A 21,255-nucleotide genomic window follows, 5' to 3' on the forward strand; every position below is an offset into this window, starting at 1 on the left:
CAGTCATAACCACCGGCTTAGCCGGTGGCTTCCATCAGCCCTATAAGGGCATGGTACTAGCAAGCGCCTAAGAAGGCGCACTGAAAGTCTGCCAACCGCGTGCGGTCTCGGGCTTGCCCCTCAAAGGGGCTTTTTTTATTTGCCCTTTCCTACCGACTCACCCGTAAACGGGTCGAACAGTTCTTTCATCGTGAGTTGTTCGTAGTTCTTATCTTCCGTTAGCTGATTCCGAATGTACTCGGCGATCGCTTTCCTGTTTCGTCCTACCGTATCCACAAAATAGCCTCTACACCAGAATTGGCGATTTCCGTATCGGTACTTCAGATTCGCAAATTTATCGAAGATCATGAGCGAACTTTTCCCCTTCAAATACCCCATAAACTCCGATACACTCAACTTTGGCGGAATACTCACCAACATATGGATATGATCCGGACATGCTTCTGCTTCGTGGATTTCCACACCTTTACGCTCACATAATTCTCGAATGATTTTCCCAATTTCTCGCTTTAACTTCCCGTAGATCACTTGCCGTCTATACTTTGGTGCAAATACAATATGGTATTTGCAGTTCCAGCGCGTATGTGCTAGACTGCTCTTATCCATTCCCTTGCCCTCCTTGATTTGATTGTGCGGTTGGCAGACCGGCTACTATCTTATCATAAAGGTCAAGGGATTTTTACTCATAGCTATAAGCTTTCCTGAACCCCCAGTCGAACTGGGGGTTTTCTTAGACAAAAAAACCGCCAAGGGCAAAGCCCTTGACGGTAAGGTTAACAACGGACGTTTTTATTTGACTACAGCGCCGTTCGGCATCGAATCGGGCACCGTGGCCAACGTAAGCTGGTCCCCTTGCGAGGCCGCCAGAATCATCCCTTGGGACAATTCGCCGCGCAGTTTCACCGGCTTGAGATTCGTGACGCAAATGACTTTACGGCCGACCAGGTCTTCAGGCTTGTAGAATTTAGCGATACCGGAAACGACCTGCCGCTGCTCGAAGCCGAGGTCCAATTGCAGCTTGAGCAGCTTGTCGGCTTTCGGCACGGGCTCGCAAGCCAGCACCTCGGCGACGCGCAGCTCGACCTTGGCGAAATCGTCGATGCCGATTTCGTCCTTCATCTCCGGCTTCGCCGGAGCGCCCGCACCGGCCGTCTCAGCCGGGGCATCAGCCGCTGGCGCAGACCCGCCGGACATCGAGTTCGCGATGTACTCGATTTCCTGCTCGGCGTCGAGCCGCGGGAAGATCGGCTCGCCCTTGCCGACCTTCGTTCCGGCCGGTACGAGGCCGAAGGTTTTGGCACTGTCCCAGACGGTCAGTTCGCCCGGCGTCAAGCCGAGCTGGGCCCAGATTTTGGCCGGCGCCTGGGTCAGGAACGGCTGGAGCAAGATCGCCGCAATCCGCAGCGACTCGACGAGATGGACCATCACCGAAGCCAGCTCATCCTTTTTCGCCTCGTCTTTGGCGAGCACCCAAGGCTGGGTTTCATCGATATATTTGTTGGTCCGCCCGATAAACGCGCCGATGGCGGACAACGCCACGGAAAACTCCAGATTTTCCATGACCTCTTCCACCTTCTCGACCGTTTCCAGCGCAAGCTTGGAAAGATCGGCGTCATACGGCGTAACGTTCGGCCGGTAAGCCGGCACTTCACCGTCAAAATACTTGCCGACCATCGCCACCGTCCGGTTCAGCAGGTTGCCAAGATCGTTGGCCAGATCGGAGTTGACGCGCTGGACGAAGCTTTCCGGCGTAAACGAGCCATCGGCGCCAAAAGGCACCTCGCGCAGCAAATAATAGCGGGTGGCATCGAGGCCGTAACGGTCGATCAGCACCGCTGGGTCCATGACATTCCCTTTGGATTTGGACATTTTGCCGCCCTTCATCAGCAGCCAGCCGTGGCCGAACACCTTTTTCGGCAAAGGCAAATCCAGCGCCATCAACATAATCGGCCAGTAAATCGTGTGGAAGCGCACGATTTCTTTCCCGACCAAGTGCACGTCGGCCGGCCAGTAGCGGTTAAACAACTCCTCGTTGTCGGTCCCGTAGCCCAAAGCCGTAATGTAGTTGGACAGAGCGTCAATCCACACATAGACGACGTGCTTCGGATCCCCTTTGACTTTCACGCCCCAGTCAAAAGTGGTCCGCGATACCGCAAGATCCTCCAGCCCCGGCTTGATGAAGTTGTTGATCATTTCGTTTTTGCGGGATTCCGGCTGAATGAAGCCCGGATTCTCCTCGTAATACTTCAGCAGCCGGTCGACGTAGTTGCTCATCCGGAAGAAATAGCTTTCTTCCTTGACCAATTCCACCGGACGCCCGCAATCGGGACAATTGCCTTCGACGAGCTGGCGCTCCGTAAAGAAGGATTCGCACGGGGTACAGTACCAGCCCTCATATTCCCCTTTGTAAATATCGCCTTTCTCCACCAGACGGTCAAAAATTTTCTCGACAACCGCTTTATGACGCGGTTCGGTCGTACGGATGAAATCGTCGTTCGAAATGTCGAGCTTCTTCCACAGCTCTTTAATTCCGATCACGATATCGTCGACAAACTGCTGCGGGGTTTTCCCCGTCTCGCTTGCCTTGCGCTCAATCTTCTGACCGTGTTCGTCGGTTCCCGTCAAATAGCGGACATCAAAACCGCGCAGCCGCTTGTAACGGGCAATCGCGTCGCCCGCAACCGTCGTGTAAGCGTGCCCGATATGCAGCTTGTCGCTGGGATAATAGATCGGGGTTGTGATGTAAAACGTCTTTTTTTCGGACATTTTTTTCAGCTCCTTTTAGTTGTAAAAAACAAAAAAACTCCCGCCCCAACATGGGACGAGAGAAACTCACGCGCTACCACCCAATTTCCCCGCCGCTTCACAGCGTACGGACTCAGTCGGTCCTGCCGGACCCTCCATTAACGCCGGATGCCGCGCCACAACCTTATCCCGGCCATTTCGCCGGCGACTCGAATGCGGTTTCTCCCGGACCATCTTCCAAGGTTAGACCAGACCGGTTTACAGCTCCCCCGGCTCTCTGTAGCTGGCCTAAATCCTAGTACTTATCCGTTCATCGAAAATTGGAAATTTAATTATAAAACTATCTTATGAAAAAAAACGTCCCCCTGTCAAGCCGCCCCCGCATTCTGCCGATATGAACATCTGGATAGGGGTCAAGCCCGTTTCCTCTCGGTCTCAACCGGGAGCCGAATCATCCGACATCTCCCGGCTTGCCCTTCTTTCGCGGGGGAACCGGATCGAGGCCGCCCGGATGAAAGGGGTGGCACTTGGCGATGCGCTTGGCCGCGAGCCACGAACCTTTGAGCGGCCCATGAACCTCGATCGCCTCCAAAGCATAGGCGGAGCAGGTCGGATAGAAACGGCAGGTCGGCGGCTTCAGCGGAGAAATAAATTTCCGGTAAAAAACAATCGGACCTTGAAATGCCTTTCTGGTAATCCCCATAGGAACCTTCCTCTTCCTTCTCAACCTTGCTTGGCCGGCTTACCGGCCGCCTCGCCTCCCGGCGAACCTTCCCGCTGGCAATTTTTACAGTATCCGAACACCTCGAATTTGTGCTTCACTACCTGGAAGGCTTCGGGCGCATCGGTCAGCGGCATCGGACAAAAATGGATCGGGTACGTTTTTTGGCATTGTAAGCAGATCATGTGGTGATGATGATGACCTTCGCTGCTGCAGCTCGCCCGGAATTTCAAACCGTCTTCAAACACGATCTGCTCGATCGCCCCCAGCTCCTCCATGACCCGTAAATTGCGGTACACGGTATCAAAACTAAGTCCGCTATACTTGCTGCTCATATATTCATAAACATCCTTCGGCGTTAAATAACCGTCATTTTCGGCAAACAGCTTCGCGAGACTTCTTCGCTGATCCGTTATTCTCAGTCCTTGCGCGGACATGACCGAAATAATCTCTTCCGTTGACAGCATGCGACATTCCTCCCGTCTTTCCTTCATGCGTCACTTCTATAATAATGCCGCAAATGAGGGCCCCTCGTCAATGAAACAAGGCCAATATTAAAAAGCGCGGGCCGCAGAGGGTAGAGCCCTTCTGCGCACCCGCGCCATAAGCAATTAAGGCTATTTCTTCGCCGGGAGCGGCTGGAACAGCAGGTTCACGGACAAGTTACTGCCCGGAGCGGCCGTAAACAGGAATTCCACGGTTTGCTCGGTGTCCCCCGACCGGAACACAACGCTGTTCTCGTTCGGTGCGTTAATGCCGCTTTCTTTGGCCATCGGCACGATTTCTCCGTTGACCATGATATAGCCGGTATAGAATCCGCCGCGCGGATTAAATGTAATCAGCGTGTTCGGAGCAACGCGATGAAGCTTGATCGTGTACAGTACACCGAAGTTTCCGGCGTTGAGGGTGTACTCGCCATTTCTCGGCGTATCGTAACCGACCAGGAACGGATCGCTGGAGTTGTCGCCGATCAAAAGGCGGGTCGGTTTCGTGCCGATCAATTCACCGTATTCGATATGTCGTGTCGCTTCAGGGAACGTACCGCGGTTGTGCTTATCCCGGTCCAGGAGGCTCAACCAAGGAAGCGTGGTTAACGGATCCTTGTCCGCCCCGATCATGATCACATCGTATTGCAGCGTGTTATCGCTGTACAGGTCGGCCAGTAGGGAAATAACATCGCCCTGCTTCATGGCTCCCGCGTTCAGCTCGGTCATCACCAGCTTTTTCTCCCCCGGAGCAATCCACATTTCCTTATATTTGCTGCCGTTTTGCATCGACTCGTAATACCGCTGTACCGACGCTTTACCGACGCCCACCGCGGATTGATTCGGTCCGGCAAATCCGAGATTGGTCTGAGTCAACCGCACCGCCTCGGCATTGTTGTTGGAGGCGATGATATACATCTTCACGCTCTTCCCGGTCGCGTTCACATGGTGAACCATAAACCGGGTAGCCCCCACGGTCGATTCGCGGTACAAAATCCCTTCGGAATACACCGTTTCAGGGCTGTTGCTGCGGATTAACGTCGTCGGTTCCGAAGTGAACTGATAGTTTGCTTTTTCCCAAGACGGAACATCGGTTCCGTCGAAGCCGTATTTCTCGCCGACCGGAATAAAGAGCTTGTTGAATTCGTCCCGGGTGTACAACGTCTCATTCGTAATGGTGATCGTTTTTTCAACGCTTGAAGTCAAACCGAACTCATTGGTAACCGTCAACTTGATCGTCACGGGGCCCGGCGAAAAGAAAGCGTACTCCCGATTTTCCCAGTCCTGGCTCTTGATTCCGACCTCGTCGGTACTCAAGTCCGTGTACGTAATGAACTCACCCATTTTATACGTATCTTTGTCGGTCGTAAAATTCGCCACCGGAGGCGTATGCGGCTTTCTGACTTCAATTGTCAGCGAGAACGGATCGCTCCACTGTCCGCTGGAATCCTGCACCCGGTAAGTAACGACGTACATTCCCGGCGAATTGAACACTTCCTCGCGGCCCTGCCACTCTTCATTGACGATCGGAAGTCCGATCGGCGAGGAGGATTCCGTCACGTACTGAACGAACGTTTCGCCCGCAATAACTTCTTTGTTTCCGATCGAGAAGGAAGCCTTCGGTTTCGTCTCAAGATTCAGAATGACGCGTTTTCCTTTCAGATCCACCTCGTACTTGATGTTCAAAGCCTTGGTGATCGCCGTCAATGGTACCATAAAATTATTTTTGACGGAGTAGGATTTGCCTTTCATGGCGGTCGCAACGCCGTTCACCTTATAACTGGCGCTGTTTACTTTAAAGCGGAGCTCGTCAGTGCCGCGCGTGATCACCGTTTCCTTGGTTTTGCCGTCGTAGGCGATCTTCAAGCCCGCGCGTTCCACGATCGCCCGGATCGAAACGTAGGAAACGCCAGCCTTGACCTCCATCGGATAGCCCGCAAGGTATTCCTTGCCGTTCTGGTACATCTTCTTGCTATTCATCATCAGTACCAACTGGCCGGAGCCGGTGGTATTGCTCGACGTAGAGTTAAAAACAGGCGGTTCCTCCGTAGTTCCCGGAACCTGGTTTGTCGTACCCTGGTTGGCCGGAACCTGCGTTGCGGGATCTTCACTTACCGTGCCATCCGCTCCCTCTCCGTTGCCTTCCGCACCGGTACCGGCCGGAGCGTTGTTCCCCTGTTTATCTTCCGAAGTCTGATCCCCCGTCTGCCCATTCCCTTGGGTAGCGTTCGGATCAGCCGTCTGGTTCGACGTATCCCCATTTCCACTAGTGATCTGGTTTTGACTTGTTGCGTTCGCTCCGTTCGAAGCGGGAGGTGTGGCTGCTTCTTCAGCACTGGCAGGAAGTACCATCGCAACCTGCGAAAGCGCTAAAATCGTAGTAATGACCAATCGTTTGAAATTCATGCTAGACTCCTTCTCTACTCCCATATTTGACTCTCTCAAAATCACACATACTATTAAACGCGCCTTCCCGTAAAAAGTTTCTGTAAATATTACAGCAATGTAAAAAAAGCGGCGCGATCCATTAAACGGGTTGGATCCGCCGCTTGGCTTGATTTTGATTATGGCAACCGGAACCCGGCGCGGTATCGGGAGTCCAGGCTTACCGGAAGCGAACCGCGGGGAGCGGTTGTTCCGGTGAGTACGTTGGCTAAGGCATCCAGCGCAAAGGAACGGTTTTCGTATAGGCAAAGATAAGTGCCCACCTCCGGAAAATACTGCAAGTCATAGGGATTCCGGCTGGAAACCACGACGAATCGCGAGCCATAAAGCAGGTTTAAGTCCTGAACCAGCCGCGCTTGGCCTTCCGGAATTTCTCCTTCCGCCGTATAAGTGACGACCACGATTTGCGAAAAATCCCGGCTTTGCTTGAGCACATCTTCAATCTCCCGCTCCGTCGGGTGCGTACCGATCACGGACAAGGAGACCCGCTCCCCGTGCCGCCTGAGGGCATCGGCCAGCGTATAGCGGTGAACCGCGGGTTCATCCACTTCCGTCCGGTGACGGAGCTCGGGCCACACGACAAGCATGCCCTCCGCCGGATCGAAAGGCAGGTTCCCGGTATCCTTGACCAGGGTTACGCTGCTTTCGGCGACCCTGGTCAGGAGCGCGCCGCTCTCTGCCTGCGGCGTTAAAGGCACGGGAACCGAAGTTTTCTTCTCTGGAGCCGGCGGTAACTTCCCGATCCGCTTCTCCTTTAAAGCAAGTACACGTCCCGCCGACCGGTTGATCACTTCTTCGCTGAGTCGGCCGACAGCCACTGCCTCCCGAACCGCCCGGATCGCCGCGATCTGATCTCCGAGCGTATGGCTGACGAGTACCAAATCCGCCCCGGCCTCGATGGCCCGCACCGCCCCCTCGGCGATGCCGCAGGATTTGGAGATCGCGTGCATTTCCAGGCAGTCGGTGACAATCACGCCTTCAAAACCGAGCTCTCCGCGGAGCAGATCGGTCAACACACGCCCGGAGAGCGTGGCCGGCGTACCCTCCGGCTCAAAGGCCGGAAACGCCACATGCGCTGTCATAATCGCATCGACGCCGGCCCCGATCGCCTTCACGAACGGAACGAGCTCGATCCGGTGCAGGCGCTGCTTATCGTGGGGCACCACCGCCAGCCCGCGGTGGGAATCGACGGTCGTGTCGCCGTGGCCGGGAAAATGCTTCGCCGCCGCGATCACGCCGGTTTGCTGGTATCCGCGGATCGCCGCTGCCCCATGCTCCGCCACCTTGTCCGGGTCCTCCCCGAAGGAACGGACCCCGATGACCGGATTGGCCGGATTGTTGTTCACGTCAACGCAGGGGGCGAAGTTGAAGTTGATGCCGAGGGCGATCATTTCTTTGGCCGCCAGCTCGGCCGTGCGCTGCGTCAGACCAACAACTCCGGCCGCTCCCAGCGTCATGTTTCCGGGGATCCGGCTTCCCTGCATGGTCCAGACGGGATACCATGCCGCCCTCCTGGTCGATGGAAATGAACAGCGGAATGTCCGGCAGGCTGCGCGGAAGCCGCTGCAAATCGGCGGACAAGGCCGCCAGTTGGGGAACGGATTCCACATTCCGGCGGAAGTATACAGTACCTCCGACATGGTAATCCTTGACCAGCGTGCGAATTTGTTCATCGGCTTCCAGGCTGTGAAACCCGCATATGAAGAGCTGGCCGATTTTTTGGTCCAAGGTTAGTAAGGACAGATCCAAACTTTTTCACCCGCTTTCTTTAAGTTACGCGCGATTGCTGAATTCGAAAATCCGAGGGCGTCATGCCGGTATATTTCTGAAAGACTTTGGAGAAGTAACGGCGCTCCTGGTAACCGACGGCCGAGCAGATTTGCGCGATCGTTTTGTCGCTGCCGCTCAGCAAATCCTTAGCCATTTCCATCCGCTGCCGGGTTAAATATTCCACAAAGGTTTCGCCGAAATGGTTTTTGAAGAGCAGACAGAAATAGCTGCAGCTGATTCCGAGAAAATCGGCGATCTCCTCGATCCCGAAATCATTGGCCAAATGATCGCGGATGTAGCTCTGCGCCGAGTGCATCAGCATCTCTGCGGATTTCCTGCCGACGTGACATGTTAAGGCTCGATTCAGCAGCGATTTGGCCAACGCGAGCAGGTCTTTTAAGCCGAGGGATTCCTGCAGCCGTCCCCAAACGACGGCCTCATCCTCTCCTGTCAGTACCCGCAGTTCACGCAGCTCGCGCATCAGATGGATCAGCACATAATTCAGCATTCGTTCGGCTTCGCCCGTCCGCTGTGTTCCGGCCATGCGCTCCGCATACTGGGTAAGACCGTCCGCGATTCGGTTTAATGCATCCGGGGGGCCATGACGGAGCGCGCTCCCGAGCTCTTCGATATAGACCCAGCGGTCGGCATCCTCTTCTTCCACGGGAAGCCCGGCCTCCTGTGAAGGCAGGTCATCCGCCCGCAAAAACCATTCCTCCGCCGGCCCCGAGAGCAACAATCGCTGTAGGCGCTGATAGGCGGAGTGCAGGTCCGACCTTGCCAGGCAACCCGCTTCAAGACACATGCGGATCGCCATTCCTCCCTTCTCCCCTCTTACCCACGCTTGCAACCGCTCATAAAAAGGCCGAAATCGTTCCTTTGATAAATCCTCTTCCGTATCCGCGGGATAGAGGAGACACCATTCCCCTTCCCTCAACTGGGTAATGATATGCTCCCTCAATAAAGGCTGAAACAAATCCTTTAACTGCTGTTTGATTTGTAAATTCCAACTTTTTCGTTCGGTGAAAGACCAGGATAAGGACCTTCCGGCATACCCTTCCGCCTCCAGCAGCAGCAGGCTGTAATGATTGGGCTTCGGATTTTGGATGGCTTCCCCGTTCAGGCCGGCGCTCCCCTCAGTTCGTTCGGTCTCCCGTTCCTCCTCCTCGTCCCACCACCCCTGGTCTTCCTCCGTTACCTGTCCCAGCAGCGAATAAAGGAGGTATTTTTCGCTCAACCAGTGGGCCATCCGGTTTAAATGGCGCTGCCGGAATTGCCTGTTTCTTTTGTCCGCAATCTGACCCGCCAGCCGCCGCACCGTTTCCTCAAGGGCGTAATAATCGATCGGCTTGCAAATATAATCGCGGACTCCGTACTTAATGCCGGTCCGGGCATACTCAAACTCCTGGTACCCGGTCAGCAGCAAAATTTCGCTATCCAAGCCATGTTCCCGGACTTTCCGGATTAAGGTCAGCCCATCCATCACCGGCATTCGGATATCGCTCAAAATCAAATCGGGTCCGTGCAACAGGGCTGCTTCCAAAGCCTGGTTCCCTTCCCTGGCCAAACCGATCACTTCGAAATGCAAAGCTTCCCAGGGAATCACTTTCGCTAAGTTATTCAGAATCGGCAGCTCATCATCCACCAGCAAAACCTTCAGCTTCATCTCGACTCCCCCCATTCGGATTTCGGGATAACACATTGGATGATCGTACCGCTGCCGGGATGCGAACAAATAAACAGGCCGTATCTGCTTCCGTATTGAAACCGTAAACGGTCATAAACGCTGCGCAACCCAAGCCCTTTTCGCTCTTGATCTGTTCCGCTCTCGGCCTCCGGCTGATTTCCGGTATCCGCATAGTGGATGAGCGACAACTGCTCCCGGCTTATTCCGATGCCGTTATCCTCAATCCTCAGGATAAAACGCTCCCCTTCCGAGTGGCCGGATACCCGCAGGACCCCTTTGTACGAAATCCCTTCAAAACCGTGTTGAATACTATTTTCCACCAGCGGCTGAAGCGTCAGCTTTAGCACCATACAGTTCATAAGCTCAGGGGGGATGTCGATCCGATATTCGAACAGGTCCTCAAATCTGAACTTCTGAATCTCGAGATAGCTCCGCATATGTTCGATTTCCTCGCGAAGCGGAATCTCTTCTTTGTCCTGAATGCTGATCCGTAAAATCCGGGCAAGACGCAGCACCATCTCGCTTACTTTGCGGCCCTCGTTTTGAACCGCGAGCACATTGATGGATTCCAGCGTATTAAACAGAAAATGCGGCTTAATTTGCGCCTGCAGCACCCGAAGCTCGGCATTCGCTTTTTGATGCTGCTCCTTTTTGACCTGGTCGAACAATGCGTTGATTTTGTCCATTTGGCTGTTAAAGCCTTGCTGCAGCAGCAGCAGCTCATCATCCCCCTTTTCGTCCACCCTGGCGTTCAGATCCCCGTCCTCGACTTTTCTCATAAAGCGCACGATCACGCCGATCGTTCCCGTAATCCGGTTCACAAACAGCACATTGAACAGCATTGCCGTCAGGACGCAAACGAGAATAATCGCCACAAACCATTTGGCAAAAGTCATCACTTCCTGGGACAAATAACGCCAGGAGGTCACGGATACCACCTTCCACGGATAGTCCTTTAATTGATGTATGGAGATAACGCTCTCTTCTCCGTTGAATTTGCCGCGGTAACTGAAGGCGTCCCGAGCGCCGACAAGCCTTTCCCGGAGATCCTTATCCAACACCTGCCCCGTCAGCTCGGAGGGATAATCGTACAGCACCTGTCCTTTATCGTTGACCAGATAAAAGCGCGTATCCCGCAGCTTGCTGCCGAGGGTCATGCTTTGAAATATTTTTTCAAACTCCCAGCTTTTGATCTGGACGAACAATACCCCTACCCGCTTAAAGCTCTCCAGGTCTTTAATCAGCCGGATCTGCGTGAACACGCTATCCGTTCCGGTAAGTTCGGGATACTCCAGCGGCGCGATCCATCGCGGCACCCCGTTCAAGTCCACGACCTCCCGGTAAAGGGTATGCTCTTTGAATTCCTCATAGGGCAGAGTCTCGAAATTTTCCTTATTAAAAATCGTAATGACCTGCGATTCCCGGTCGCTTTGGACTTTGTACAAAAATGCATAGTCAATGGCCGGATGATTGTACAGCAGCGAACGGAAATTACGCTGGTTGGCGTTCAGCTCCAGTTGGTCGGCTGCCGTCAAATCCTGGGCGTCCGGGTCCCGCGAGTTCAACGCTTCCTGAAAAACTCCCTTGGCGATCCCGTTATCCGTCACATTATCCATCTCATGAAACACATTCGTAATGCTGTAACCGATCGCCTTCAGCGAGTATTCGGCCTGCTGACTGTATTTCGTCTCGATCGACCGGAACGTCACAATAAAGGTGATGATACCGAGGATAAACAAAGGTATAATAACCAGACCGAGAAACGCCGTAAACAGTTTGATGCGCAGATTCATTGGCGCTCCGCTCCCGATAATGAAGTGCGCAATTCATGAGTTCTTCCCGTCTCTAAAAAGCGCTCTATTAACCTTTGACACTCCCGGCCGTAACTCCTTCTATGATTTTCTCCTGGAGAATGGCATAGATGATCATGACCGGCAGCACGCTGAACACGATGCCGGCGGACATCTGGGCATAGTTCGTATTGTAGGCGTCCCGGAAACCCACCATTCCGACAGGCAGCGTCCGGAGCTCGTCGCTCGACAAGAAATAGTTGGCGAGCAAAAACTCGTTCCAGTTCCCGAGGAAATTGATGATAAAAACCGTGACGATCGCGGGTACGGTGAGCGGGATAACAACCTTGGCGAAGAGTCCGGCCGAGCCCAGCCCGTCGATCACGGCCGCCTCCTCGATCTCTCCGGGCAGCGAGCGCATGAATGCCGCCAGAATAATGACCGAGAACGGAATGGCATTGGCGATATACGGCAGGATCAAAGCCATATGCGTATCAAGGATGTTCAAGTTTCGCATGACGCCGTAGATCGGCAGCAGGAGCGAATTGTTCGGGATGAGCATCCCGAGCAAAATCAGTTGAAACAAGGCGGCGCTGACCCGGTTGTAGCGCATCCGGGTTACGGCAAAAGCCAACATGGCCGCGAACAGGATAGATAAACAGGCGGAAACAACACCGATATATAAACTGTTGAAAAAGTAAGTGTTGATCTTGGCGTTAACCCAAGCATTAACATAGTTATCAAAAGTCACCGAACCCGGCAAACCGAACGGATTCGTCGCGATATCCTGGTTGTTCGTTTTTACGGAAGAAAACAGGACGAACAGGAACGGATACAGGATGATAAGCAAATAACCCATCAGAAAAATATGCGGAACGATTTTTTTAAATGCTCTCATCAGTATTCAATCCTTTCTGTCCGTCTTGCCACCACCAGTTGATAAAGCGCGGTTAGGACGATCGTGAAAATAAAGATCAGCACGGCGATCGAATTACCGTAACCATGCCTGAAGCTCGTAATGGCATAGCGAATCATGTAAGTGGCCATGACATCCGTCGAACCGGCGGGCCCCCCCTTGGTCATGACCAGCACGATATCGGCCGCCTTCATGGCCCCGGCCATGGACAGCATGATGACGACGGAAATGATCGGCATCACGAGCGGAATCGTAATCCGGGTGGCCCGCTGAAACCCTGTGGCCCCATCGATCGCCGCCGCTTCTTCCAGCTCCTTGGGAATGGAAATGATGGCGGCCAAAACCATCACAATATAAAACCCGGTCCATTGCCAAGCATTCGTAATCAAAATGGACAGCATCGCCCAATTCTTATCCGACAGCCAGTAAACCTGCGGGATGCCGAACGCGCTTAAAACTTCATTAGCCAGCCCGAAATCGGGATTGTAAATGAAGCCCCACAATATGCCGATAACGGCCGTGGACATGATGGACGGCATGAACACCGCCGTTTTGTACAAGCCTTTTAGGCGTTTCACATTGGCAATCAGCAGGGAGAAGAGAATAATCAATGGAACTTGGATCAAACAGGAGAACAATATGAAATAAACATTATTTCGTACCGATTTCCAAAAGGCCACATCTTGAAAGGCGGTATAATAGTTCTCAAAGCCGATGTAAGTGACATTCTTGGAAATCCCGTTCCAGCTCGTGAAGCTGTTGTTGATCGCACCCAAAATCGGATAGATAAAGAAGGCGAGAAACAGCACGAATGCCGGAAGCACAAACAATACATAGATCAGCGGATTTCTTAGCGCTTTATTCATAGTAACCTCCGTGGCGGATGCCTAAAATTTTATGAAAAAAGAGCGCCCCCTAATCGAGGCGGGAGGCGCCCTTCATCTACGTCAGTCGCTTTTGGCGGGCCTTATTACTGCTCGGCCGCGTTTGCCGCATCCTGGGCCGCCTGGATATTTTCCAGCATTTTAGCCGGTTCGATTTCACCGCCGATGATTTGCTGGATTCCCAAGCTGAGCGCCGTATTGACCTCCGCTTGCACAAGCGCGTCAAAAGCCGGGAACGAGGTTCCGATCTCACTCACCGCCTTGAAAATATCCTGCATAAGCGGATCGTCCGAAGTGGTCTTCATTTGTTCCAGATCCATTTTCATGGCCGGCAGCACGCCGTCTTCCTTCAGCCCGCGAAGTTGCATTTCCTCCGTCCACATGTTTTTGATAAACTCTTTGACGGCCTGCAGCTTCCGCGGATCTTCCGCAACCTTGCTGGAGAAGCCGTAACCGTTGTTCGCGTCCTGCATCACCACGACCGGGTCTCCTGCTTTCATTGGCGGCATGTTGAAGAATCCGATTTTGCCGACCATATCGCCCGCCTGCGCGGGATCCCGGAACACCGAATTGGCCCAGGAGCCATCCATCATCATGATCGCTTCGCCCGTAATGATCTGATTCCGCATATCCGCATATTCAAAACCGAGCTCGCCTTTCTTGTAAAAACCTTTCTGCACCCACTCCTGGTGTTTGGCTACGGCCTTGACCATATTTTCATCCGTCCATTTCGTTTCGCCCGTTTTGAAGCCGTAAGTAATTTCCGGCCCTCCATAGTAAGACCACAAGTTGTTGGTCGTCATTAGCGGAATCCAAGCATCCTTGGAGGATTGAGCAAATGGAATTTTGCCGTCCGCCTTGATCGTCTCCGCCAGCTTTTCCAGTTCATCCAGCGTGGTTGGTACTTTCAGTCCTTTTTGCTCAAAATACGCTTTGTTATAGAAAAATCCTTCAATCGATCCACCGATCGGCAGCCCATAAATTTTTCCGTCATGCGTGAACGGGGCCAAGGTTGTGAATTTATCTTTGAGGCCGAGTTCCTCCAGAATTGGCGTCAGATCCAGCATCAAGCCTTCTTTAGCGTAAAGGGCGGCATCCGGACTGCCGAAGACGTCGAAGATTTCCGGCGGTTTTCCTGCGGCCATTTCGCCTCTCAACTTCTCCTTCCGATTCACCTCGGAATCTACGGCATCCAGCTTAATCGTGAGTCCCGGAACCGCTTCTTGCGTCTTTTTGACCACATCCTCCAGCAAAGCCAGCCGGAATTTTTTGGATTCTCCCACCTGGGTATGACGGATCGTAATCTCAAACGGTTCCGAGCTGGCTTGCGGTTCCGCCCCTTTGTTATTGGCCGCAGGCTGCTCCCCGTTCGTTCCTGAAGCTCCCTCATTTGCGGCTTTTCCGCAACCGGCCAGCAGCATCGAGGTCAAAAGAAATAAACTTAACAGCATAACGAAGCTCTTTTTCATCTTTCTGTGACCCTCCTCATGATCTGGTTTTGCTACACCTTTATTATAGAAAGCGCATTCTTTGTTGGTAAGGAGGACATTTTTCTACTCAGGGGATAAAATCATCTAACGAAAAAAGAAAACGGCTGAACCTAAGTTCAACCGTTTCATCGTTAATAACCATATTCAATTATTCTGTTCGTTGCGCTGCGAATTCACGATTTCGCAGCGGCTACTTGCTTCCGACCCTCTTCAATCAGCCGATCTGCCCGCTCGATCTCCTCCGATGTCGGCGAAGGAACTCCATCCAGCGGATAATCCCAGCCAAGCTCCTGCCATTTGTAGATCCCCATCTGGTGATACGGGAGTATTTCAAACTTCTCAACTCCCTGCAATCCACCGATAAAGCGGCCGAGGTTCAGCAAATCCTGCTCATCATCATGGATGCCTGGAACGAAGACATGGCGGATCCACATTTTGCGGTTATGCTCCGACAACCACTCTGCCATTCTCAGCATCCGATCGTTTGGCTTGCCGGTAAGCTTGATATGCTTCTCGTTGTCAATATGCTTCAAATCCAGGAGGACAAGATCCGTAACATCCAGAAGGTCGCGAATCTTATCGCCTTCGTTGTAACCGTTGGTATCCAGCGTCGTATGGAGATTCCAACGCTTCTTACATTCACGGAATAGCTCGGTTACGAAGGCGGCTTGCAGAGTAGCCTCTCCGCCGGATACCGTCAACCCGCCGCCTGATGAACGGTAGTAAGGCAGGTAAGGCTCGATTTCGGCCAAAACCTCTTCTACGCTCATCTCCTTCCCGTCCGTCAGGCTCCAGGTATCCGGGTTATGACAATACTGACATTTCAGCAGGCAGCCCTGCATGAAGAGGACGAAACGAATACCCGGGCCATCCACCGTTCCGAAAGTTTCCAATGAATGTATACGACCTTTAAGCATATTTCGTCACTCCTTCTAGGTTTAAGCTGCCGTTTGTCCAAGCTGCTATCTCTACTATATTCCTCTGCTTACATGGAACCGTGGAACGTCCGGTTGATAACATCGAGTTGTTGCTCACGGGTCAACTTAATGAAGTTTACAGCATAACCCGAAACGCGGATCGTCAATTGCGGATAGTTCTCAGGATGCTCCATAGCGTCCATGAGCTGTTCACGGTCAAACACGTTTACGTTCAAGTGGTGAGCCTTGCTGCCGAAATAACCGTCCATCATCGATACCAGATTGGACTTGCGGCCATCCGACTCCTTACCCAGCGCCTTAGGCACGATCGAGAAGGTGTTGGAAATCCCATCCAAGCTGTGTTCGTACGGAAGTTTGGCTACGGAGCTGAGCGAGGCAAGCGCGCCCTTCTTATCCCGGCCGTGCATCGGGTTGGCCCCCGGTGCAAAAGGTTCTCCCGCTTTGCGTCCGTCCGGCGTGGAGCCTGTTTTCTTACCGTAAACTACGTTCGAGGTAATCGTCAAGACCGATTGTGTCGGCATCGCATTACGGTAAGTTTTATGTTTGCGAATCATACCCATAAACGATTCTACAAGGCCGACGGCGATTTGGTCCACGCGGTCGTCGTTGTTGCCGTAGCAAGGGAAGTCGCCTTCGATTGCAAAGTCAACGGCAACGCCTTGTTCGTTGCGGATCGGTTTTACTTTGGCGTATTTAATTGCGCTAAGCGAGTCGGCCGCTACCGACAGCCCGGCGATACCGCAAGCCATCGTACGAAGAATATCGCGGTCATGCAGTGCCATTTCAATGCGTTCATAGCAGTATTTGTCATGCATGTAGTGAATGACGTTAAGCGTATTTACATAGAGCTTCGCAAGCCATTCCATCATCGGTTTGAAGCGTTTCATGACTTCATCGTATTCCAGATATTCGGAAGTGATGGCCGGGAATTCAGGGGCAACTTGTGCTCCGGATTTCTCGTCTTTACCGCCATTGATGGCGTACAGCAACGCTTTTGCCAAGTTGGCGCGGGCACCGAAGAACTGCATTTGTTTCCCGATTTCCATTGCGGATACGCAGCAGGCGATGCCATAATCGTCACCGTAGATCGGGCGCATCAAATCATCGTTTTCATACTGGATCGAGCTGGTTTCGATAGAAACCTTGGCGCAATATTTCTTAAAGCCTTCAGGCAGCTTCTCGGACCAAAGAACCGTCAAGTTTGGTTCTGGCGCAGGTCCCAGATTGTACAATGTATGCAGGAAACGGAAGCTGTTCTTGGTTACTCTTGTCGTACCGTTTACTGCTGTCCCGCCGATCGATTCGGTTACCCAGGTTGGGTCACCACTGAACAGCTCATTGTATTCCGGAGTACGGAGGAATTTAACGATCCGAAGCTTCATTACGAAATGGTCGACTAGCTCTTGTGCAGTTTCCTCGGTAAGTGTGCCTTCGGCCAGGTCGCGTTCAATATAAGCATCAAGGAAAGAAGATACACGGCCCAGGGACATCGCGGCGCCGTCTTGTTCTTTGACAGCTGCCAAGTATCCGAAGTACAACCATTGGAAGGCTTCCTTCGCATTTTCCGCCGGTCTGGAAATATCGAAGCCGTACATTTCGCCAAGTTGTTTCAATTCACCCAAAGCGCGGATTTGCTCGGACAGTTCCTCGCGAAGACGAATTACGTCTTCATCAATCACGTCGACCTCGAGATCCTTCAGTTCTTTTTGTTTTTGTTTAATCAAGAAGTTAATCCCGTAAAGGGCAACACGGCGGTAGTCCCCAATGATCCGGCCGCGGCCGTAAGCATCCGGAAGCCCGGTAATAATCCCCGCTTTACGGGCAGCTCTCATATCGGATGTATAAGCATCAAATACACCTTGGTTATGTGTTTTGCGAATTGAGGTGAACATATCTACAATCTCGCCAGGCAGGTCGAAACCATATGCCTTGCAAGAATTGATTACCATGTTAATACCGCCAAAAGGATGAATCGTGCGTTGGAAAGGAGCATCCCCCTGTACGCCTACGATTTGTTCCTTCTCTTTGTCCAGATAGCCGGGTGCGTGGGAGATGATCGTCGATGGTTTATGAACATCAACATCAAGAACGCCGCCCGCTTCTCTTTCTTTCTTGGACAAATCGGAAATAATATCCCACAGCGCCTTTGTATTGGCTGTGGCGCCTTTCAGGAAGGACTCATCTCCTTCATAAGGTTTAATATTCGTGTCGATGAAGTCGCGTGTATTCACTTCCTTCATCCATTTGCCTTTCTTAAAGCCTCTCCAAGCCGTTTGAACTTCTTGCGTGTTTTGTACTTCTCTCTCAATCACCGACATCTGTAATCCCTCCATATATATTTGAAGTACGCGGCGTTGAAGGATAATGCCGCGCCTCATGATCCCTAAAATTTGTGATAATTTTCACATTTTAGACACCGATAAGTCCTTGATCCGTTGTTGATGATCTCCTCTGAACTTACCAACGTACTAGGGATCATTTATATTTTTATGATATAACAATCCCTATAGAAAGATTGTGACAAATATCACATCAAGTGATATTTGTCACGTTTTCACAGCCCATTGTTCACTTATTCTTCAAATCTTCCATAGAAAGCATCGCGGTATACTTCGGCAAGTTCGCTAACGAGCGGAAGCTTCGGATTGGCCGTAGTACATTGGTCTTCGAAAGCGCGATCCGCCAAATAGTCAACGCGCGATTCGAAGTCTTTCGGATCGAAGCCAAGCTCTTGGAAAGTTTCCGGAATGCCCAGTTTTCTGTTCAGATCGCGAATGGCTTTGATCAAGCTCTTCACGCCTTCTTCCGTTGTGCGGGCCGGCAATCCCAGAATGCGGGCGATTTCTGCATAGCGTTCGTCGGCAACGAAGTTGGTATATTTCGGCCATGCCGCGAATTTGGTAGGTTTCTTGGCATTGTAGCGGATGACATGCGGCATCAGGATCGCATTGGTCCGGCCATGTGCGGTGTGGTACTGTCCGCCCCATTTATGAGCCAAGCTGTGGTTGATCCCAAGGAACGCATTCGCGAAGGCCATACCTGCCAGCGTCGAAGCGTTGTGCATTTTCTCGCGAGCCAGTTTATCGCCGGTCAAAGCCGATTTCTCAAGGTATTGGAACACCAGTTGAACCGCTTTGATCGCGAGACCGTCCGTATAGTCGTTAGCCATAACCGATACATAAGCTTCAATCGCGTGCGTCAATACGTCCATCCCTGTATCGGCCACCGCGGTTTTCGGCAAGCTGTACACGAATTCCGGGTCGATGATCGCTACATCCGGTGTCAGCTCGTAGTCGGCCAAAGGATATTTGGTGTTGCCGTTGATTTTATCGGTGATAACCGCGAACGAGGTTACTTCCGAACCGGTACCCGAAGTCGTAGGGATCGCTACGAATTTAGCTTTTTGGCCAAGACGCGGATATTTGTAAATCCGTTTGCGGATATCCATAAATTTTTGCTTCAGGTTATGGAAATCGGTGTCCGGATATTCATAGAACAGCCACATGCCTTTCGCGGCATCCATTGGCGAGCCGCCACCGAGAGCGATAATGCAGTCCGGCTGGAATTTCTCCATGAGTTCGGTACCGCGCTGTACTGTCGTTGTGGATGGATCCGGCTCTACATCCGAGAATACTTCGATAGCTACAGGCGTTTGGCGTTGACGCAGGTAATGTTCCACTCTTTCCACATAGCCCAGTTTCACCATCATTGGGTCGGTTACGATCAGGACGCGGGAAATGTCCGGCATTTTGGCAAGATATTGGGTCGAGTTTTTCTCGAAGTAAATCTTGCTCGGTACTTTGAACCATTGCATATTCACGGTACGATGATTCACCCTTTTCACGTTGATCAGATTTACAGCCGTTACGTTCGACGATGTCGAGTTGCGACCATACGATCCGCAGCCCAGCGTCAGCGACGGCAGGTTCGTATTGTAAATGTCGCCGATACCGCCTTGCGATGATGGCTGGTTCACCAGGATCCGGCAGGTTGGCATGCGGTCGGAGAACTTCTGAATAATTTCTTCATTATTTGAATGAATGACCGACGAGTGTCCCATGCCGCCGAATTGAACGACTTCCAGCGCGCGTTCGATCCCTTGCTCGGCGTTTTTTACTTTATAGCAAGCGAGTACCGGGCTCAGTTTCTCTGCGGACAACGGGAATTTAGGACCTACGCCCTCGATTTCGGCTACGAGAACTTTGGTTCCGGCCGGTACATCGATGCCGCACATTTCTGCAATTTTAACGGCCGATTGACCTACGATGCTAGGATTGACCGCACACTTCTCGGCGATGATCGCACCGGCGGTCAATTTGGCGGCTTCGTCTTTATTTACGAAATAGCAGCCATTGGCAATCATTTTCTTCTTCACTTGGTCAAAAATCGGTTCTTCTATAATAACCGCTTGCTCGGATGCGCAAATCATGCCATTGTCGAACGTTTTCGACAGAATCAGGTCATTCACCGCTTGATCCAGGTTTGCGCTCTTCTCAATGAAGCAAGGCACGTTACCAGGACCTACGCCGAGAGCCGGTTTCCCGCAGCTGTATGCGGCCTTCACCATCGCCGAACCGCCTGTAGCCAAGATGCAGGCCACATCAGGATGATTCATCAACGCGTTCGTACGATCCATCGAAGGGTTCTCGATCCATTGAATACAATCGGCCGGAGCTCCGTGCTTGATTGCGGCCTCGAGCAAGATCTTCGCCGCTTCCGCGCTACACTTCTGAGCGGATGGATGGAAGCCGAAGATGATCGGGTTACGTGTCTTGATGGCGATCAACGATTTGAAAATCGTGGTGGACGTTGGGTTCGTTACCGGAGTAATCCCCATGATGATGCCCACCGGTTCGGCGATTTTCTGGAAGCTGTCGAATTGGTTGTCTTCAATAACACCTACCGTTTTGTCGTATTTGATGCTGTGGTAAATGTATTCGGTCGCGAACATGTTCTTGATGATCTTGTCTTCATAAACGCCGCGTCCGGTCTCCTCAACGGCCATCTTCGCCAGATACATATGCTTGTCGAGTCCGGCCAAGGCCATCGCTTGTACGATTTTGTCAATTTGCTCTTGATCCATGCTCATGAACGCTTCGGATGCTTTCTTTGCCTTGTCGATCAAAGTTTGGGTGTACTGCTGTGCGTCTGGGGCTGCTTTCGTCGTCGCATCATTCTTAACGGCCATTTCTCTCATCCTCCTAAGTGGGGTTATGGATAAACCTTTTATATATTGTGAATAATTTCACTTTCTGGTTTATCCTTGTGAAGCCTTGCGCTTCTCTTGATGGTTAAAGCATACCACATCCGCTTAAGTTTGTATAGTGAATTTTTTCACGTAGTTTAAAACAATTGCTTTTATTTCATCTTGGTGTTTGTTTTTT

At 52.1% G+C, this 21,255-nt stretch carries 15 protein-coding genes; all 15 read right to left on the reverse strand.

Going from position 1 to position 21,255, the window contains the following annotated elements:
* Positions 1-135: 135 nt before the first annotated feature.
* Positions 136-606: an IS200/IS605 family transposase gene (tnpA, locus tag V4U84_RS11900; protein WP_148450426.1), complete on the reverse strand. Its 471-nt coding sequence runs from the start codon at positions 604-606 to the stop codon at positions 136-138.
* 183 nt (positions 607-789) lie between these two features.
* Positions 790-2,766 (reverse strand): methionine--tRNA ligase, encoded by a 1,977-nt coding sequence (metG, locus tag V4U84_RS11905; RefSeq protein ID WP_334071705.1) that lies wholly within the window; start codon positions 2,764-2,766, stop codon positions 790-792.
* A gap of 430 nt (positions 2,767-3,196) precedes the next feature.
* On the reverse strand, positions 3,197-3,448 hold the full coding sequence (gene yidD / locus V4U84_RS11910) for a membrane protein insertion efficiency factor YidD (protein WP_334071706.1): 252 nt from the start codon (positions 3,446-3,448) through the stop codon (positions 3,197-3,199).
* 20 nt (positions 3,449-3,468) lie between these two features.
* Positions 3,469-3,933 carry a Fur family transcriptional regulator gene (locus V4U84_RS11915; protein ID WP_334071707.1) on the reverse strand — a complete coding sequence of 155 codons (465 nt, stop codon included), beginning with the start codon at positions 3,931-3,933 and terminating at the stop codon, positions 3,469-3,471.
* A gap of 150 nt (positions 3,934-4,083) precedes the next feature.
* A complete protein-coding gene (locus V4U84_RS11920) occupies positions 4,084-6,357 on the reverse strand; it encodes a stalk domain-containing protein (protein WP_334071708.1) in 2,274 nt (757 codons plus the stop codon).
* A 158-nt stretch (positions 6,358-6,515) separates the two neighbouring features.
* Entirely contained in the window at positions 6,516-7,853 is a 1,338-nt protein-coding gene (locus V4U84_RS11925) for a glycoside hydrolase family 3 protein (RefSeq protein WP_334077262.1), read from the reverse strand.
* On the reverse strand, positions 7,744-8,145 hold the full coding sequence (locus V4U84_RS11930) for a glycoside hydrolase family 3 N-terminal domain-containing protein (protein ID WP_334077263.1): 402 nt from the start codon (positions 8,143-8,145) through the stop codon (positions 7,744-7,746). Before V4U84_RS11930 ends, V4U84_RS11925 begins: the two co-directional genes overlap by 110 nt.
* Before the next feature lie 19 nt (positions 8,146-8,164).
* Entirely contained in the window at positions 8,165-9,832 is a 1,668-nt protein-coding gene (locus tag V4U84_RS11935) for a helix-turn-helix domain-containing protein (RefSeq protein ID WP_334077264.1), read from the reverse strand.
* A complete protein-coding gene (locus V4U84_RS11940; protein WP_334077265.1) occupies positions 9,829-11,646 on the reverse strand; it encodes a cache domain-containing sensor histidine kinase in 1,818 nt (605 codons plus the stop codon). Before V4U84_RS11940 ends, V4U84_RS11935 begins: the two co-directional genes overlap by 4 nt.
* A gap of 67 nt (positions 11,647-11,713) precedes the next feature.
* Entirely contained in the window at positions 11,714-12,541 is an 828-nt protein-coding gene (locus V4U84_RS11945) for a carbohydrate ABC transporter permease (protein WP_334071712.1), read from the reverse strand.
* Positions 12,541-13,425, reverse strand: a complete 885-nt coding sequence (locus V4U84_RS11950; protein ID WP_334071713.1) for a carbohydrate ABC transporter permease — start codon at positions 13,423-13,425, stop codon at positions 12,541-12,543. Before V4U84_RS11950 ends, V4U84_RS11945 begins: the two co-directional genes overlap by 1 nt.
* A 104-nt stretch (positions 13,426-13,529) precedes the next feature.
* Entirely contained in the window at positions 13,530-14,912 is a 1,383-nt protein-coding gene (locus tag V4U84_RS11955; RefSeq protein WP_334071714.1) for an ABC transporter substrate-binding protein, read from the reverse strand.
* Between the two features lie 194 nt (positions 14,913-15,106).
* Positions 15,107-15,850 (reverse strand): pyruvate formate-lyase-activating protein, encoded by a 744-nt coding sequence (pflA, locus tag V4U84_RS11960; protein WP_334071715.1) that lies wholly within the window; start codon positions 15,848-15,850, stop codon positions 15,107-15,109.
* 68 nt (positions 15,851-15,918) lie between these two features.
* Positions 15,919-18,189 carry a formate C-acetyltransferase gene (gene pflB, locus V4U84_RS11965; RefSeq protein ID WP_334071717.1) on the reverse strand — a complete coding sequence of 757 codons (2,271 nt, stop codon included), beginning with the start codon at positions 18,187-18,189 and terminating at the stop codon, positions 15,919-15,921.
* Between the two features lie 254 nt (positions 18,190-18,443).
* A complete protein-coding gene (adhE, locus tag V4U84_RS11970; RefSeq protein WP_334071719.1) occupies positions 18,444-21,059 on the reverse strand; it encodes a bifunctional acetaldehyde-CoA/alcohol dehydrogenase in 2,616 nt (871 codons plus the stop codon).
* Between the last annotated feature and the right edge of the window lie 196 nt (positions 21,060-21,255).

The organism is Paenibacillus sanfengchensis (assembly GCF_036864765.1).
Taxonomy (GTDB): domain Bacteria; phylum Bacillota; class Bacilli; order Paenibacillales; family Paenibacillaceae; genus Fontibacillus; species Fontibacillus sanfengchensis.